Below are 16,006 nucleotides of genomic sequence, written 5' to 3' on the forward strand. Positions count from 1 at the left end.
CATGGGGTTACAGACCGGCTGCCAGTTCCGCTGCGTTGTGTAGTAAGTTAGGCCGAGCAACCAACCGGCCGTCATGCGGGCCCGCAGACAACGGGTTTGCTCCAGAGGGTAGTGAATTTGAACGACATGGCAAAAAACCTGATCCTGTGGCTGATCATCGCCGCCGTCCTGGTCACGGTGATGAACAACTTCTCCAGCCCGAGCGAGCCGCAGACGCTGAACTACTCGGACTTCCTCGAGCAGGTCAAGGAAGGGCGCGTGGAGCGCGTGACCGTCGATGGTTTTGTCATCATCGGCAAGCGCAGCGACGGCGATACCTTCAAGACCATTCGCCCGGCGATCCAGGACAACGGCCTGATCGGTGACCTGCTCAACAACAACGTGCTGATCGAAGGCAAGCAGCCGGAGCAGCAGAGCATCTGGACCCAATTGCTGGTGGCCAGCTTCCCGATCCTGGTGATCATCGCCGTGTTCATGTTCTTCATGCGGCAGATGCAGGGCGGTGCGGGCGGCAAGGGCGGGCCGATGAGCTTCGGCAAGAGCAAGGCGCGCCTGCTATCGGAAGACCAGGTCAAGACCACCTTCGCCGACGTCGCCGGCTGCGACGAGGCCAAGGAAGAAGTGCACGAGCTGGTCGAGTTCCTGCGCGACCCCGGCAAGTTCCAGCGCCTGGGTGGCCGCATTCCGCGCGGCGTGCTGATGGTCGGCCCGCCCGGTACCGGTAAGACGCTGCTGGCCAAGGCCATCGCCGGCGAGGCCAAGGTGCCGTTCTTCACCATTTCCGGTTCCGACTTCGTCGAGATGTTCGTCGGCGTTGGCGCCAGCCGCGTGCGCGACATGTTCGAGCAGGCGAAGAAGCATGCGCCGTGCATCATCTTCATCGACGAGATCGACGCCGTCGGTCGTCATCGTGGCGCCGGCCTGGGTGGCGGGCACGACGAGCGTGAGCAGACCCTCAACCAGCTGCTGGTGGAGATGGACGGCTTCGAGATGAACGATGGCATCATCGTCATCGCCGCGACCAACCGTCCCGACGTGCTCGATCCGGCGCTGCTGCGCCCGGGCCGCTTCGACCGCCAGGTGGTGGTCGGCCTGCCGGACATCCGCGGCCGCGAACAGATTCTCAAGGTGCACATGCGCAAGGTGCCGGTCAGCGAGAACGTCGAGCCGGCGGTCATCGCCCGCGGTACGCCGGGCTTTTCCGGCGCCGACCTGGCCAATCTGGTCAACGAGGCCTCGTTGTTCGCCGCGCGGGCCAACAAGCGCATCGTCGAGATGCGCGAGTTCGAACTGGCCAAGGACAAGATCATGATGGGCGCCGAGCGCAAGTCCATGGTCATGTCCGAGAAGGAGAAGCTCAACACCGCCTATCACGAGGCCGGCCACGCGATCGTCGGGCGTGTGGTGCCCGAGCATGATCCGGTCTACAAGGTTTCCATCATTCCCCGTGGTCGGGCGCTGGGCGTCACCATGTTCCTCCCCGAGGAGGATCGCTACAGCCTGTCCAAGCGGGCCCTGATCAGCCAGATCTGCTCGCTGTTCGGCGGGCGGATCGCCGAGGAGATGACCCTCGGTTTCGAGGGGGTCACCACCGGCGCGTCCAACGACATCATGCGCGCGACGCAACTGGCGCGGAACATGGTCACCAAGTGGGGGCTCTCGGAAAAGCTCGGGCCGCTGATGTATGCGGAGGAGGAAGGCGAGGTGTTCCTCGGTCGCAGCGCCGGCAGCCAGCACGCCAACGTCTCCGGCGAAACCGCCAAGATGATCGACGAAGAGGTGCGCAGCATCATCGATCACTGCTACGGCACGGCCAAGCAGATCCTTTCGGACAATCGCGACAAGCTGGACATGATGGCCGAGGCGTTGATGAAGTACGAAACCATCGACGCGGCGCAGATCGACGACATCATGGCCGGGCGCCAGCCGCGTGAGCCGCGCGACTGGGAGGGCGGCTCCGGTGCCTCCGGAACGCCGGTGGTCCCGGATGACAGCCGTCCGGAAACGCCGATCGGCGGGCCCGCGGGCGAGCACTGAGCGCCGGAGACCCGACGGTTCCGCTGGTCGCGATGAAAAGGGCTGTATCCGGAAGGGGCGCATAGGCGCCCCTTCTGGTGTAAATTGTCCTCCGATTCGTCCATGGTGGCGCGGTTGGCCTGAAGCACCTGCGCAGGGCGCCCGGCCTGAAAGCTTAAGGCTCATAGAATGACTGATTCGTTTTCCCCGGCCCGGCTGTCCTGTGGCAACCGGGTTCTCGATCTGTCCCGTCCGCACGTGATGGGGATTCTCAATGTCACCCCCGACTCCTTTTCCGATGGCGGCCGCTTCGCCGAGCGCGACGCCGCCTTGCGCCATGCCGGGGCGATGGTCGCCGCTGGGGCGACGCTGGTCGACGTGGGCGGCGAGTCCACCCGGCCCGGCGCCCGCTCGGTGTCGCCCACCGAGGAGCTGGAGCGGGTCGCGCCGATCGTCGAGGCGATTGCCCGCGAGCTGGATGTGGTCATCTCGGTGGATACCTCGACGCCCGCGGTCATCCGCGAATGCGCCCGGCTCGGCGCGGGGCTGATCAACGACGTCCGCTCGCTGCGGCGCGACGGCGCGCTGGACGCGGCGGCCGACAGCGGCCTGCCGGTGTGCCTGATGCACATGCTTGGCGAGCCCGGCGACATGCAGGACGATCCGCGCTACGCCGACGTGACCGCCGAGGTCGGCGGATTCCTCGCCGGGCGGATGGCGGCCTGCGCGGCGGCGGGCATTCCTGCCGAGCGCATCGTCCTCGATCCCGGTTTCGGCTTTGCCAAGACGCTGGAACACAATCTCAGTCTGTTCAAGCATATGCAGCAGTTGCAGCGCTTCGGCCGGCCGTTGCTGGTCGGCGTGTCGCGCAAGAGCATGATCGGCGGGGTGCTGGGGCGTGGTGTCGACGAACGCCTGTACGGCAGCCTCGCATTGGCGGCGCTGGCGGTGAGCAAGGGCGCGCAGATCGTGCGGGTGCACGACGTCGCCGAGACGGTCGATGTGGTTCGAATGATCGCTGCCGTGCAGGCAGCGGAATAGGGAAGTCACTCAATGAGTAGAAAATATTTCGGTACCGACGGCATTCGCGGGCATGTCGGTCACTACCCCATCACCCCCGATTTCATGCTCAAGCTGGGTTGGGCGGCCGGCATGGCCTTCCGCAAGCAGGGCAAATGCCGGATCCTGATCGGCAAGGACACGCGCATCTCCGGCTACATGTTCGAATCGGCCCTGCAGGCCGGCTTGTCGGCGGCGGGTGCCGATGTGCTGCTGCTGGGGCCGATGCCCACGCCGGCGGTCGCCTACCTGACCCGCACCTTCCATGCCGAGGCGGGCATCGTCATCAGCGCCTCGCACAATCCGCACCACGACAACGGCATCAAGTTCTTCTCCGGTAGCGGCACCAAGCTTCCCGACGAGGTCGAGCTGATGATCGAGGAACTGCTCGATGCGCCGATGAGCGTGGTGGAGTCGGCGCAGTTGGGCAAGGCCTCGCGCATCAACGACGCCGCCGGGCGCTATATCGAGTTCTGCAAGAGCAGCGTACCGACCAGTACCGATTTTTCCGGGCTGAAGCTGGTGATCGACTGTGCCCACGGCGCCACCTACAAGGTCGCGCCCAACGTGTTCCGTGAACTGGGCGCCGAGGTGGTGGTCATCGGCGCGCAGCCGGACGGCCTGAACATCAATGCCGACGTCGGCTCCACCCATGTCGGCCAGTTGCAGAAGGCCGTCGTCGAGCATGGCGCGGACATGGGGATCGCCTTCGACGGCGACGGCGACCGGGTGATGATGGTCGATCACACCGGGGCGGTCGTCGATGGCGACGAGCTGCTGTACATCATCGCCACCGACCTGCAGGAGCGCGACCGACTTTCGGGCGGGGTGGTCGGCACCCTGATGAGCAATCTCGGCCTGGAGCTGGCGCTCAAGGCGCGCGAGATCCCCTTCGTCCGCGCCAAGGTCGGCGACCGCTACGTGATCGCCGAAATGCTCGAGCGTGGCTGGCCGCTGGGCGGGGAGAGCTCCGGGCATATCGTCTGTGCGCAGCACACCACCACCGGCGATGCGATCATCGCTGCGCTGCAGGTGGTGCTGGCCCTGCGTCGTCGTGGGCAGACACTGGCCCAGGAGCGGCTGGCCTGGCACAAGTGCCCGCAGGTGCTGGTCAACGTGCGCTTCGCCGGCGATCGCGATCCCATCTCCCATCCGGACGTGCAGGCCGCCTGCGACAGCGTTACCGGGCGAATGGGCGGTCGCGGCCGCGTGCTGCTGCGCAAGTCGGGAACCGAACCGCTGGTGCGGGTGATGGTCGAGGGCGACGACGAAAAACAGGTGCGCAACCTGGCGGAGGAACTGGCCAAGGTCGTCGCTGAAGTTTGTGCGTGATCGCGCTTGCCAGGGCGTTGGCTGTTGAGTAACATCTGCGCCCACTTTGACCGATGAGGTAAAGCATGCGTCGCCCCATGGTAGCTGGTAACTGGAAGATGAACGGTACCCGCGCTAGCGTCGCAGAGCTGATCGAATCTCTCCGGATGCAGCAATTGCCTGCAGCGGTCGAGATTGCGGTGTTTCCCTCCTGTGTGCATATCAGTCAGGTCCTGGATGGTGTCGTCGGCGTCGAAATCGCCGTAGGCGCCCAGGACAGCGCTGCGCAAACAGGCTTCGGGGCCCTGACCGGTGAGGTATCGCCCGCGCAGCTGGTCGAAGCCGGTTGTGAGTGGGTTCTGGTTGGTCATTCCGAGCGTCGCCTGGTATTGGGCGAAAGCGACGAGGTGGTCAGCCGAAAGTTTTCAGCGGCACAGGCGAGTGGTTTGAAACCTGTGTTGTGCCTGGGTGAAACGCTCGCAGAGCGCCAGGCGGGCAAGACGCTCGAGGTGGTCGGTCGGCAGCTGGCACGAGTGCTCGACGAGCAGGGCATCGCAGCCTTCGAGTCGGCGGTCATCGCGTACGAGCCGGTCTGGGCGATTGGCTCCGGGCTGACCGCGACGCCTGAGCAGGCCCAGGAGGTACATGCTGCCATTCGTGAGCAGCTGTCGCGCCGGGATCGCCGTGTCGCCGAAGGCGCAAGGCTCCTGTATGGCGGCAGTGTCAAGGCGGATAATGCCGCCGAGCTGTTCGCGATGGCGGATATTGATGGGGGGTTGATTGGTGGTGCCTCTCTGAAAGCGGATGAATTCGGTGCGATCTGTCGCGCCGCGGGGAACTGAACAGATGTTGCAGACTGTTGTAATCGTGGTGCATCTGCTGGTTGCTCTGGGTGTGGTTGCACTGGTGCTGCTGCAGCAGGGCAAGGGTGCGGATGCCGGTGCGTCTTTCGGCTCGGGTGCTTCGGCAACCGTTTTCGGAAGCCAAGGTTCCGCTACCTTTTTGAGTCGAGTTACTGCTATACTTGCCGGCGTTTTTTTCGTGACCAGCCTGGGTCTGGCGTTTTTCGCCAAGCAGCAGGCTGATCAACTGTCCCAGGCGGGGCTGCCGGATCCGGCGGTGCTGGAAGTTCCGGTCAGCAAGCCGGCCGTCGAGGATGTTCCTGTGCTGGAGGAGCGCACGCCGGTGGACGCCGCGGGCGAGCTTCCCCAGGTAGAGGAAGGGCAATAAGGGTTTTTGCCGAGGTGGTGGAATTGGTAGACACGCTACCTTGAGGTGGTAGTGGCCATAGGCTGTAGGGGTTCGAGTCCCCTCCTCGGTACCAAACAAGCAGGCCCGCCTAGTGCGGGCTTTCTTGTGTTTCAAGGGTTCAGGTTGACCTGTATGTGGTGCGAGCCGTATAATTCGTGCCCAGTTTGACGCGGGGTGGAGCAGTCTGGTAGCTCGTCGGGCTCATAACCCGAAGGTCGTTGGTTCAAATCCAGCCCCCGCAACCAGTCGATAAAGAGCCCCTGTACAGGGGCTTTTTATTAGCTTGAGGCCAGGTCGCCGGCATTTACAGGCGGTCAAAAGGGATGGGCGTTTCGCCCATTTTTCATTTGTGAAGCATGCGCGAGGGACTTCGATGTCGAGCAAGCTAGAACAGTTGCAGGCCTTGTTGGCCCCGGTGGTCGAGGCGCTTGGCTATCAGTGCTGGGGCATTGAATTCATTTCCCAGGGGCGACATTCGCTGCTGCGGGTCTATATCGATCATGCCGACGGCATTCTCATTGATGACTGCGAGAAGGTAAGCCGTCAGCTGAGTGGTGTGCTCGATGTGGAAGATCCGATCAGCGTGGACTACACCCTTGAGGTTTCTTCTCCGGGCATGGACCGGCCGCTGTTCACCATCGAGCAGTACCGGGCGCATGTCGGTGAGCAGGTAAAAATAAAGCTGCGCTCGCCCTTCGAGGGCAGGCGCAATTTCCAGGGTCTTCTCCGCGGGGTGGAAGAGCAGGACGTGGTCGTGCAGGTCGATGATCACGAATACCTGCTGCCGATCGATTCGATCGACAAGGCCAACATAGTTCCCCGTTTTGACTGAGAGCGGATCCCGCGGACCCAATGGATTGCGAAAGGCGAGGCGTACGATGAGCAAAGAAGTACTGCTGGTTGTGGAGTCGGTGTCCAATGAAAAGGGCGTACCGGCGAGTGTGATTTTCGAGGCGCTGGAGCTGGCTTTGGCCACGGCTACCAAGAAGCGCTATGAAGACGAAGTCGATCTGCGTGTGGAAATCAATCGCCACAACGGCAGCTATGAAAGCTTCCGCCGCTGGACCGTCGTCGATGACGAGGACTTCGAGGATCCGGCCATCCAATTGACCCTCGATCAGGCGCAGGAGCGCAAGCCCGACGCCAAGATCGGCGACGTGATCGAAGAGAAGATCGAATCCATCGAATTCGGTCGCATCGCGGCGCAGACCGCCAAGCAGGTCATCGTGCAGAAGGTGCGCGAGGCCGAGCGTGCGCAGGTGGTCGAGGCCTACCGCGATCGCCTGGGCGAAATCATCTCCGGCACGGTGAAGAAGGTGACCCGCGACAGCGTCATCGTCGACCTGGGCAACAACGCCGAGGCGCTGCTGGCGCGCGAGGACATCATCGCCCGCGAGACCTTCCGCGTCGGCGCCCGCGTCCGTGCACTGCTCAAGGAGATCCGCACCGAGAACCGCGGCCCGCAGCTGATCCTGTCGCGTACCGCACCGCAGATGCTGATCGAGCTGTTCCGCATCGAAGTGCCGGAGATCGCCGAAGGCCTGATCGAAGTCATGGGCGCCTCGCGTGACCCCGGTTCGCGGGCGAAGATCGCCGTTCGTTCCAAGGACAAGCGCATCGATCCGCAGGGCGCCTGCATCGGCATGCGCGGTTCGCGGGTCCAGGCCGTTTCCGGCGAGATCGGCGGCGAACGGGTCGACATCGTGCTGTGGGACGAGAACCCGGCACAATTCGTCATCAATGCCATGGCCCCGGCGGAAGTCGCGGCGATCATCGTCGATGAAGATGCCCATGCCATGGACATCGCGGTTGCCGAAGACAACCTGGCCCAGGCTATCGGCCGCGGCGGCCAGAACGTGCGCCTGGCCAGCCAACTGACCGGTTGGACGCTCAACGTGATGACCGAGGCCGACATCCAGGCCAAGCAGCAAGAAGAGACCGGCGACATCCTGCGCAGCTTCATCGACGAGCTGGATGTCGACGAAGAGCTGGCGCAGGTGCTGGTGGAAGAGGGCTTCACCTCCCTCGAAGAGATCGCCTATGTCCCCATGGAGGAAATGCTCGGCATCGAAGGCTTCGACGAGGACATCGTCAACGAGCTGCGCACGCGGGCCAAGGATCGCCTGCTGACCAAGGCCATCGCCAACGAGGAGAAGCTCGCCGACGCTCAGCCGGCCGAAGACCTGCTGGCCCTCGACGGCATGGACAACGAACTGGCGGTCGAGTTGGCCGTGCGGGGAGTCATCACCCGTGAAGACCTGGCCGAGCAGTCCATAGACGACCTGCTCGACATAGACGGCATCGATGAAGAACGTGCCGGCAAGCTGATCATGGCCGCCCGAGCCCACTGGTTCGAGTAAGCAATTAGCGGCCTGAGGAGAGAAATGCATGACGCAAGTCACGGTGAAAGAACTGGCCCAGGTGGTCGACACACCGGTCGAGCGACTGCTTCAGCAGATGCGTGAGGCAGGACTGTCGCACACCAGCGCCGAGCAAGTAGTGACCGATAACGAGAAACAGGCCCTGCTGGCCCATCTGAAGAGCAGCCATGGGGCGAAAGTGGACGAACCGCGCAAGATCACCTTGCAGCGCAAGACCACGACCAAGCTGAAGGTCGGTGGCAGCAAGACCATCAGCGTCGAAGTGCGCAAGAAGAAGACCTTCGTCAAGCGCAGCGCCGAGGAGATCGAGGCCGAGAAGCGTCGCGAGCTGGAAGAACAGCGCGCCGCCGAGGAAGCCGCTCGCCTGAAGGCCGAGGAAGAAGCCCGCCAGCGCGCCGAGGAAGAGGCCCGCCGTCAGGCCGAGCTGGCCAAGGCGCAGGCCGAGGCCGTTGCGCCTGCTGCTCCGGCGGCGGTCGAGTCCGCTGCTGCTACCGAGCCGGCGCCGGCCGCAGTCGAGCCTGCCGCTCCTGCGCCGGAGCGCAAGAAGGAAGAGCCGCGCCGCGTCGAGAAGCCGCGCAGCGACGATGACGAGCGCCGTGATCGCAAGCATGCCCAGCACCGTCCTTCGCTCAAGACCAAGGCGCCGCTCACGCGTACCGTGCGCAGCGGCGACGATGATGCGGATGGTTTCCGTCGCGGTGGTCGTGGCAAGTCCAAACTCAAGAAACGTAACCAGCATGGGTTCCAGAGCCCGACAGGACCGGTCGTGCGCGAAGTGTCGATTGGCGAGACCATCACTGTGGCCGAACTGGCCCAGCAGATGTCGGTGAAGGCTGCCGAAGTCATCAAGTTCATGTTCAAGATGGGTTCGCCGGTCACCATCAACCAGGTGCTCGATCAGGAGACCGCACAGCTGGTGGCCGAAGAGCTCGGCCACAAGGTCAAGCTGGTCAGCGACAATGCGCTGGAAGAACAGCTGGCCGAGCTGCTGAAGTTCGAAGGCGAGGAAGTGACCCGGGCGCCGGTGGTGACCGTGATGGGCCACGTCGACCACGGCAAGACCTCGCTGCTGGACTACATCCGTCGTGCCAAGGTGGCGGTCGGCGAAGCCGGCGGCATCACCCAGCACATCGGTGCCTACCACGTGGAAACCGATCGCGGCATGGTCACCTTCCTCGATACCCCGGGCCACGCGGCGTTCACCGCCATGCGTGCCCGCGGTGCCAAGGCCACCGACATCGTGATCCTGGTCGTGGCGGCCGACGACGGCGTGATGCCGCAGACCCAGGAAGCCGTCCAGCACGCCAAGGCGGCCGGTGTTCCGATCGTCGTCGCGGTGAACAAGATCGACAAGCCGGAAGCCAATCCGGACAACATCAAGAACGGCCTGGCCGCGCTCGATGTGATCCCCGAGGAGTGGGGCGGCGACACGCCGTTCATCCCGGTTTCCGCCAAGGTCGGTACCGGTGTCGACGAACTGCTCGAAGCCGTACTGCTGCAGGCCGAGATTCTCGAACTCAAGGCCACGCCGTCGGCGCCGGGTCGCGGTGTGGTGGTCGAGTCGCGCCTGGACAAGGGCCGTGGTCCGGTGGCCACCGTACTGGTCCAGGACGGTACCCTGCGCCAGGGCGACATGGTGCTGTGCGGCGTCAACTTCGGCCGCGTGCGCGCCATGCTCGACGAGAACGGCAAGCCGGTGAAGGAAGCCGGTCCGGCGATTCCGGTCGAGATCCTCGGCCTGGACGGCACGCCGGAAGCCGGCGACGACCTGACCGTGGTCGCCGACGAGAAGAAGGCTCGCGAAGTCGCGCTGTTCCGCCAGGGCAAGTTCCGTGAGGTCAAGCTGGCCCGCGCCCATGCCGGCAAGCTGGAAAACATCTTCGAGACCATGGGCCAGGACGAGAAGAAGACCCTCAACATCGTCCTCAAGGCCGACGTGCGCGGCTCGCTCGAGGCGCTGCAGGGCTCGCTCAACGGCCTGGGCAACGACGAGGTGCAGGTGCGCGTGGTCGGTGGTGGCGTCGGTGGTATCACCGAGTCCGATGCCAACCTGGCACTGGCCTCCAACGCGGTGCTGTTCGGCTTCAACGTGCGCGCCGACGCTGGTGCGCGCAAGATCGTCGAGGCCGAGGGCCTGGACATGCGCTACTACAACGTCATCTACGACATCATCGAAGACGTCAAGAAGGCGCTCACCGGCATGCTCGGCAGCGACGTGCGCGAGAACATCCTTGGTATCGCCGAGGTCCGCGACGTGTTCCGTTCGCCGAAGTTCGGTGCGGTCGCCGGTTGCATGGTCACCGAGGGTATGGTGCACCGCAATCGTCCGATCCGCGTGCTGCGCGACGACGTGGTCATCTTCGAGGGCGAGCTGGAATCGCTGCGCCGCTTCAAGGATGACGTCTCGGAAGTCCGCGCCGGCATGGAATGCGGTATCGGCGTGAAGAGCTACAACGACGTCAAGGTCGGCGACAAGATCGAAGTGTTCGAGAAGGTCGAAGTGGCGCGTTCGCTCTGACGAGCAGCGGTAAGCCTCAAGCGGCAAGCTTCAAGAGGTGGCCTGGCCCACCGATTGAGCTTGCCGTTTGGCTTTTCGGTATTTTTTTCGCTTGAAGCTTAGCGCTTGAAGCTTGAGGCAGCTTTATATGGCCAAAGAATACAGCCGTACCCAGCGTATCGGCGACCAGATGCAACGCGAGCTGGCCCTGCTCATCCAGCGCGAGATCAAGGATCCGCGCCTGGGCCTGGTGACCATCACCGGCGTCGAGGTCAGCCGTGATCTGTCCCACGCGAAGATCTACATCACCATCATGGGCCGTGACGACGAGGAGACGGTCAAGGGCAACCTGCGCATCCTCAACGAGGCCGCCGGCTTCCTGCGCATGCAATTGGGCAAGGCCATGAAGCTGCGCAGCGTTCCTCAACTGCATTTCAATTACGACGCGAGCATCCGCCGCGGCGTCGAGCTGAGTTCGCTGATCGAGCGGGCGGTCGCCGAAGACCGCAAGCACAGCGACGAGCGAGGAGAGTGAGCGTGGCACAGGTCAAGCGTGTGCGCCGCAACGTCAGCGGTATCATCCTGCTCGACAAGCCGCGCGGGTTCACCTCCAACGCCGCGCTGCAGAAGGTTCGCTGGCTGCTCAACGCGGAAAAGGCCGGGCATACCGGCAGCCTTGATCCGCTGGCGACCGGCGTGCTGCCGCTGTGCTTCGGCGAGGCCACCAAGTTCTCCCAGTACCTGCTCGATGCCGACAAGGCCTACGAGACGGTCATGCAGCTGGGGGTGACCACTACCACCGCCGATGCCGAGGGCGAAGTCCTCGAGCGCAGGCCGGTAGCGGTCACCCACGAGCAACTGGAGGCCCTGCTGCCGCGCTTCCGTGGCGATATCCAGCAGGTGCCGCCGATGTATTCGGCGCTCAAGCGCGACGGCCAGCCGCTGTACAAGCTGGCGCGTGCCGGAGAGGTGGTGGAGCGCGAGCCGCGTTCTGTTAATATTGCGCGCCTGGAGCTGCTCGCACTCGACGGTGACCGGGCACGGCTGGCCGTGGCCTGCAGCAAAGGCACCTATATCCGCACCCTGGTCGAGGATCTCGGTCAACTGCTGGGTTGCGGTGCGCATGTCGCCGAGCTGCGGCGTACCCAGGCCGGTCCGTTCGAGCTGTCCCAGACGGTCGCACTGGAGACGCTGGAACGGTTGCACGCCGAAGGCGGTGCCGAGGCCCTGGATGCCTTGCTGCAGCCGGTAGATAGCGGGTTGGAACACTGGCAGCTGTTGCAGCTGTCCGAGCACAGCGCCTATTACTGGCTGCACGGGCAGCCGGTACGGGCACCGGAAGCGCCGAAGTACGGCATGGTCCGCGTGCAGGACCACAATGGCCGCTTCATCGGTATCGGTGAAGTGAGCGAAGACGGGCGCATTGCGCCGCGTCGACTGATTCGGTCGGAATGACCGTTGCGCATCGCGTTCTGCGCGGTGCGTCGAGGGTGGCTGTCAGCAGGCACGGTCATTTCTCTTTACTAAACACGGGATGATTCCCGGCCTGTTCACTCAAGGAGCCCATCATGGCACTGAGCGTTGAAGAAAAAGCCCAGATCGTTAACGAGTACAAGCAAGCTGAAGGCGACACCGGTTCCCCGGAAGTGCAGGTAGCCCTGCTGACCGCCAACATCAACAAGCTGCAAGGCCACTTCAAGGCCAACGGCAAGGACCACCACTCGCGTCGTGGTCTGATCCGCATGGTCAACCAGCGCCGCAAGCTGCTGGATTACCTGAAGGGTAAGGACACCACTCGTTACAGCGCCCTGATCGGCCGTCTGGGTCTGCGTCGCTAAGACGCAACCGAGCTGGAAGCCAGAAGCTGGAAGCTCGAAGTTGAAAGCCAGGGGCCTGCCCCCCGCTTCCAGCTTCGGGCTTCCAGCTTTTAGCTATCCATAGGGAATGAATCGGGTCCGACTCCCGCCATTCCACCGATTTCCCCAAAGGCAACAAAGAGAAGGAAAAACCGTGAATCCGGTAATCAAGAAATTCCAGTTCGGTCAGTCGACCGTAACCCTTGAGACGGGCCGCATCGCCCGCCAGGCATCCGGCGCAGTGCTGGTGACCGTCGATGACGACGTCAGCGTACTGGTGACCGTGGTCGGCGCCAAGACTGCCGACCCGAGCAAGGGCTTCTTCCCGCTGTCTGTGCACTACCAGGAGAAGACCTACGCCGCCGGCAAGATCCCCGGTGGCTTCTTCAAGCGCGAAGGCCGTCCTTCCGAGAAGGAAACCCTGACTTCGCGCCTGATCGACCGGCCGATCCGCCCGCTGTTCCCGGAAGGCTTCATGAACGAAGTGCAGGTCGTCTGCACCGTCGTCTCCACCAGCAAGAAGACCGATCCGGACATCGCTTCGATGATCGGCACCTCGGCGGCGCTGGCCATCTCCGGCATCCCCTTCGACGGCCCGATCGGTGCCGCCCGCGTGGCCTTCCACGAGAGCACCGGCTACCTGCTGAACCCGACCTACGAGCAGCTCAAGGCCTCCAGCCTGGACATGGTCGTGGCCGGTACCGAAGAAGCGGTGCTGATGGTCGAATCCGAAGCCCAGGAGCTGACCGAAGACCAGATGCTCGGCGCCGTGCTGTTCGCCCACCAGGAATTCCAGGCCGTAATCCAGGCGGTCAAGGAACTGGCCGCCGAGGCCGGCAAGCCGGCCTGGGACTGGAAGCCCGCCCCGGCCAACAGCGTGCTGCTGGACGCCATCCGCAACGAGTTCGGTGCGGAAATCTCCAAGGCCTACACCATTACCCTCAAGCAGGACCGCTACAACCGTCTCGGCGAGCTGCGTGATCAGGCCGTGGCCAAGCTCTCCGGCGAAGAGGGCCTGCCGAGCGCCGGCGAAGTGAAGGACGCCTTCGGCGAGATCGAATACCGCACCGTGCGCGAGAACATCGTCAACGGCCAGCCGCGTATCGACGGCCGCGACACCCGCACCGTGCGTCCGCTGAGCATCGAGGTCGGCGTGCTGCCCAAGACCCACGGCTCGGCGCTGTTCACCCGTGGCGAAACCCAGGCGCTGGTGGTGGCCACCCTCGGCACCGCGCGCGACGCCCAGCTGCTCGACACCCTGGAAGGCGAGAAGAAGGACGCCTTCATGCTGCACTACAACTTCCCGCCGTTCTCGGTCGGTGAGTGTGGCCGCATGGGCGGTGCCGGTCGCCGCGAGATCGGCCACGGCCGCCTGGCCCGTCGTGGCGTCGCCGCGATGCTGCCGCGCGAGGACGAGTTCCCCTACACTATCCGCGTGGTGTCCGAGATCACCGAATCCAACGGCTCCAGCTCCATGGCCTCGGTCTGCGGCGCCTCGCTGGCGCTGATGGATGCCGGTGTGCCGATGAAGGCGCCGGTCGCCGGTATCGCCATGGGCCTGGTCAAGGAAGGCGACAAGTTCGCCGTGCTGACCGATATCCTTGGCGACGAAGACCACCTGGGCGACATGGACTTCAAGGTCGCCGGTACCGCCAAGGGCGTCACCGCGCTGCAGATGGACATCAAGATCCAGGGCATCACCGAAGAGATCATGGAAATCGCCCTGGGCCAGGCCTTGGAAGCGCGCCTGAATATCCTCGGCCAGATGAACCAGGTCATCGCCCAGTCGCGCAGCGAACTGTCGGCCAACGCGCCGACCATGCTGGCGATGAAGATCGACCAGGACAAGATCCGCGACGTGATCGGCAAGGGCGGCGCCACCATCCGCGCCATCTGCGAAGAGACCAAGGCCTCGATCGACATCGAGGACGACGGTTCGATCAAGATCTTCGGCGAGACCAAGGAAGCGGCCGAGGCGGCCAAGCAGCGCGTGCTGGGCATCACCGCCGAGGCGGAAATCGGCAAGATCTATGTTGGCAAGGTCGAGCGCATCGTCGACTTCGGCGCCTTCGTCAACATCCTGCCGGGCAAGGATGGCCTGGTGCACATCTCGCAGATCAGCGACCAGCGCATCGAGAAGGTCACCGACGTGCTCAAGGAAGGTCAGGAAGTGAAGGTGCTGGTGTTGGACGTGGACAACCGCGGCCGCATCAAGCTGTCCATCAAGGACGTGGCGGCGGCGGAAGCTTCCGGCGTCTGAACCGGCATTCCTTGCTGACGAAAAGGGCCTTCGGGCCCTTTTTGTTTGCCTGCGATTCCTGATATCGCACCGTCGGGAGATTGCAAGATGCACGCGCCAGGATTGCCAAGCTTGCATTGTGCAAGTGATCGGGCTTCGATGCTTGTTATTAACTAATTGATTTTATTGGCGAAATTTTTATTTCGAGATTGGCACGTCGCTTGCGCTAAATATTCGTGAGTTCTGAGGCCGGAGTCATGCCGCAGAAAACCATGAGAACAGGAGTGACATCTATGAAGACTATTCAGACTCTGACTGCCACCGCCATCGCCGTTGCCCTCAGCCTGCCGCTCGCCGGTACCGTGCTGGCCGACACTTCGCCCGCCATCGACGAAGCCTCCAATGTCATGTTGGCCGCCAACGACACCATGAACGATGCCGGTGATGCGGTTTCCGATACCTGGATCACGACCAAGGTGAAGTCGGCTCTGCTGGCCGAGGATGCGACTCCGGGTATGGATATCGAAGTGGAAACCAAGGATGGCGTCGTCTCGCTGTCCGGTACCGTCGCTACCGAAGCGGAAAAGGAAGCCGCTATCACCAAGGCCCAGGGCATCAAGGGCGTGCGTGATGTGTCCGCCGATGGCCTGAAGACCGCCGAGTAAGGGTTGGGCCCGCTGCCAAGGGCGGCGGCAAGGCCGATGAAAAAGCCCCGCTTCGGCGGGGCTTTTTCATGGCTCCGTTACGGGGGCTGGCTCGATGTGCGAGCACCGACACTCAGTTGCCTCGCCGGCTGCGTATGCCGCGCAACCGGTTGCCCTCGAAGCGCAGGAAATGGAGCATGCCGTGATTCGGTCCGTAGATCCACTCCTCGACCGCCACTTCCTGCCGGTAGCCGTAATCGTCGATAACCTCCTTGTAGCCCACCAGCGAGCTGCTGGCCGGTTCGCCGCACTTGCTGCGAACCTCGGTCGTCGTCGCCTCCAGGCTGACCAGGCGACTGTTGCAGCGATAGGTGGAAGACGCCTGCGCCTGGAAGCCGAGCAACATCAGGCAGAGCAGGCTGGTGAATGCGCGGCGCTCCATCGATTTGCTCCTCAGTTGGCCCTGCGGGTCTCGATGCGCACCAGGCGATTGCCCTCGAAGGTCAGGATGCTGAGCATGCCGTTGCTGGGGCCGTAGACCCACTCTTCCAGCTTGAATTCATGACGGTCGTCGCGGCTGAGGCTGTAGCCGACCAGGTCCCGGTGCGTGGGTGGGCCGCACTTGCGCTCGACTTCGAAGGCGCGGTCGCCGGTGCTCACCAGCTGGCTGCCACAGCGCAAGGTGTCGGCCTGGACGCCCGCGGCGGTGGACAGCAGCAGGCAGGCGACGAGCCGTTTGTTCGGTTGCATCG

The 16,006-nt window shown here is 63.7% G+C and carries 15 protein-coding genes and 2 tRNA genes; 15 read left to right on the forward strand and 2 right to left on the reverse strand.

Going from position 1 to position 16,006, the window contains the following annotated elements:
- Positions 1 to 126: 126 nt before the first annotated feature.
- From ftsH to CXK94_RS18390, 15 genes are all read left to right on the forward strand, one after another.
- Entirely contained in the window at positions 127 to 2,037 is a 1,911-nt protein-coding gene (gene ftsH, locus CXK94_RS18320; protein ID WP_037038864.1) for an ATP-dependent zinc metalloprotease FtsH, read from the forward strand.
- Between the two features lie 168 nt (positions 2,038 to 2,205).
- Positions 2,206 to 3,057, forward strand: a complete 852-nt coding sequence (gene folP / locus CXK94_RS18325; RefSeq protein ID WP_102895377.1) for a dihydropteroate synthase — start codon at positions 2,206 to 2,208, stop codon at positions 3,055 to 3,057.
- 12 nt (positions 3,058 to 3,069) lie between these two features.
- A complete protein-coding gene (glmM, locus tag CXK94_RS18330; RefSeq protein ID WP_102895378.1) occupies positions 3,070 to 4,407 on the forward strand; it encodes a phosphoglucosamine mutase in 1,338 nt (445 codons plus the stop codon).
- 65 nt (positions 4,408 to 4,472) lie between these two features.
- Positions 4,473 to 5,228 carry a triose-phosphate isomerase gene (gene tpiA, locus CXK94_RS18335; RefSeq protein ID WP_102895379.1) on the forward strand — a complete coding sequence of 252 codons (756 nt, stop codon included), beginning with the start codon at positions 4,473 to 4,475 and terminating at the stop codon, positions 5,226 to 5,228.
- Positions 5,229 to 5,232: 4 nt separating this feature from the next.
- Positions 5,233 to 5,616, forward strand: a complete 384-nt coding sequence (gene secG / locus CXK94_RS18340; RefSeq protein WP_102895380.1) for a preprotein translocase subunit SecG — start codon at positions 5,233 to 5,235, stop codon at positions 5,614 to 5,616.
- An 8-nt stretch (positions 5,617 to 5,624) separates the two neighbouring features.
- Positions 5,625 to 5,710 (forward strand) — tRNA-Leu (locus CXK94_RS18345).
- 95 nt (positions 5,711 to 5,805) lie between these two features.
- Positions 5,806 to 5,882 (forward strand) — tRNA-Met (locus tag CXK94_RS18350).
- Between the two features lie 128 nt (positions 5,883 to 6,010).
- Positions 6,011 to 6,469: a ribosome maturation factor RimP gene (rimP, locus tag CXK94_RS18355; protein ID WP_102895381.1), complete on the forward strand. Its 459-nt coding sequence runs from the start codon at positions 6,011 to 6,013 to the stop codon at positions 6,467 to 6,469.
- 46 nt (positions 6,470 to 6,515) lie between these two features.
- Positions 6,516 to 7,997 carry a transcription termination factor NusA gene (gene nusA, locus CXK94_RS18360; RefSeq protein ID WP_037038876.1) on the forward strand — a complete coding sequence of 494 codons (1,482 nt, stop codon included), beginning with the start codon at positions 6,516 to 6,518 and terminating at the stop codon, positions 7,995 to 7,997.
- Positions 7,998 to 8,025: 28 nt separating this feature from the next.
- Positions 8,026 to 10,536: a translation initiation factor IF-2 gene (gene infB / locus CXK94_RS18365; protein WP_102895382.1), complete on the forward strand. Its 2,511-nt coding sequence runs from the start codon at positions 8,026 to 8,028 to the stop codon at positions 10,534 to 10,536.
- Positions 10,537 to 10,663: 127 nt separating this feature from the next.
- Positions 10,664 to 11,050 carry a 30S ribosome-binding factor RbfA gene (gene rbfA, locus CXK94_RS18370; protein WP_102895383.1) on the forward strand — a complete coding sequence of 129 codons (387 nt, stop codon included), beginning with the start codon at positions 10,664 to 10,666 and terminating at the stop codon, positions 11,048 to 11,050.
- Positions 11,051 to 11,052: 2 nt separating this feature from the next.
- Complete coding sequence (gene truB / locus CXK94_RS18375; RefSeq protein ID WP_102895384.1) at positions 11,053 to 11,970, forward strand: tRNA pseudouridine(55) synthase TruB; 918 nt, start codon at positions 11,053 to 11,055, stop codon at positions 11,968 to 11,970.
- Between the two features lie 113 nt (positions 11,971 to 12,083).
- Positions 12,084 to 12,353, forward strand: coding sequence for a 30S ribosomal protein S15 (gene rpsO / locus CXK94_RS18380; protein WP_003240577.1), 270 nt, complete (start codon positions 12,084 to 12,086; stop codon positions 12,351 to 12,353).
- Between the two features lie 172 nt (positions 12,354 to 12,525).
- Positions 12,526 to 14,631 carry a polyribonucleotide nucleotidyltransferase gene (gene pnp / locus CXK94_RS18385; protein ID WP_102895385.1) on the forward strand — a complete coding sequence of 702 codons (2,106 nt, stop codon included), beginning with the start codon at positions 12,526 to 12,528 and terminating at the stop codon, positions 14,629 to 14,631.
- A gap of 272 nt (positions 14,632 to 14,903) precedes the next feature.
- Positions 14,904 to 15,275: a BON domain-containing protein gene (locus CXK94_RS18390; RefSeq protein WP_102895386.1), complete on the forward strand. Its 372-nt coding sequence runs from the start codon at positions 14,904 to 14,906 to the stop codon at positions 15,273 to 15,275.
- 112 nt (positions 15,276 to 15,387) lie between these two features.
- Here the strand turns inward: CXK94_RS18390 and CXK94_RS18395 are convergent, their stop codons facing one another.
- Together CXK94_RS18395 and CXK94_RS18400 are read right to left on the reverse strand one after the other, a co-directional pair.
- Positions 15,388 to 15,696: a DUF2845 domain-containing protein gene (locus CXK94_RS18395; protein ID WP_102895387.1), complete on the reverse strand. Its 309-nt coding sequence runs from the start codon at positions 15,694 to 15,696 to the stop codon at positions 15,388 to 15,390.
- Between the two features lie 11 nt (positions 15,697 to 15,707).
- Positions 15,708 to 16,004, reverse strand: a complete 297-nt coding sequence (locus CXK94_RS18400; RefSeq protein WP_102895388.1) for a DUF2845 domain-containing protein — start codon at positions 16,002 to 16,004, stop codon at positions 15,708 to 15,710.
- Positions 16,005 to 16,006 lie beyond the last annotated feature (2 nt).

Origin of the sequence: Stutzerimonas stutzeri (genome assembly GCF_002890915.1) — a bacterium.
GTDB lineage: Bacteria > Pseudomonadota > Gammaproteobacteria > Pseudomonadales > Pseudomonadaceae > Stutzerimonas > Stutzerimonas stutzeri_AF.

Bases quoted from the DNA above. Each gene is read 5' to 3' on its own strand.
- ftsH (WP_037038864.1), top strand. From the start codon at position 127: ATGGCAAAAAACCTGATCCTGTGGCTGATCATCGCCGCCGTCCTGGTC.
- folP (WP_102895377.1), top strand. From the start codon at position 2,206: ATGACTGATTCGTTTTCCCCGGCCCGGCTGTCCTGTGGCAACCGGGTT.
- glmM (WP_102895378.1), top strand. From the start codon at position 3,070: ATGAGTAGAAAATATTTCGGTACCGACGGCATTCGCGGGCATGTCGGT.
- tpiA (WP_102895379.1), top strand. From the start codon at position 4,473: ATGCGTCGCCCCATGGTAGCTGGTAACTGGAAGATGAACGGTACCCGC.
- secG (WP_102895380.1), top strand. From the start codon at position 5,233: ATGTTGCAGACTGTTGTAATCGTGGTGCATCTGCTGGTTGCTCTGGGT.
- rimP (WP_102895381.1), top strand. From the start codon at position 6,011: ATGTCGAGCAAGCTAGAACAGTTGCAGGCCTTGTTGGCCCCGGTGGTC.
- nusA (WP_037038876.1), top strand. From the start codon at position 6,516: ATGAGCAAAGAAGTACTGCTGGTTGTGGAGTCGGTGTCCAATGAAAAG.
- infB (WP_102895382.1), top strand. From the start codon at position 8,026: ATGACGCAAGTCACGGTGAAAGAACTGGCCCAGGTGGTCGACACACCG.
- rbfA (WP_102895383.1), top strand. From the start codon at position 10,664: ATGGCCAAAGAATACAGCCGTACCCAGCGTATCGGCGACCAGATGCAA.
- rpsO (WP_003240577.1), top strand. From the start codon at position 12,084: ATGGCACTGAGCGTTGAAGAAAAAGCCCAGATCGTTAACGAGTACAAG.
- CXK94_RS18390 (WP_102895386.1), top strand. From the start codon at position 14,904: ATGAAGACTATTCAGACTCTGACTGCCACCGCCATCGCCGTTGCCCTC.
- CXK94_RS18395 (WP_102895387.1), bottom strand. From the start codon at position 15,696: ATGGAGCGCCGCGCATTCACCAGCCTGCTCTGCCTGATGTTGCTCGGC.
- CXK94_RS18400 (WP_102895388.1), bottom strand. From the start codon at position 16,004: ATGCAACCGAACAAACGGCTCGTCGCCTGCCTGCTGCTGTCCACCGCC.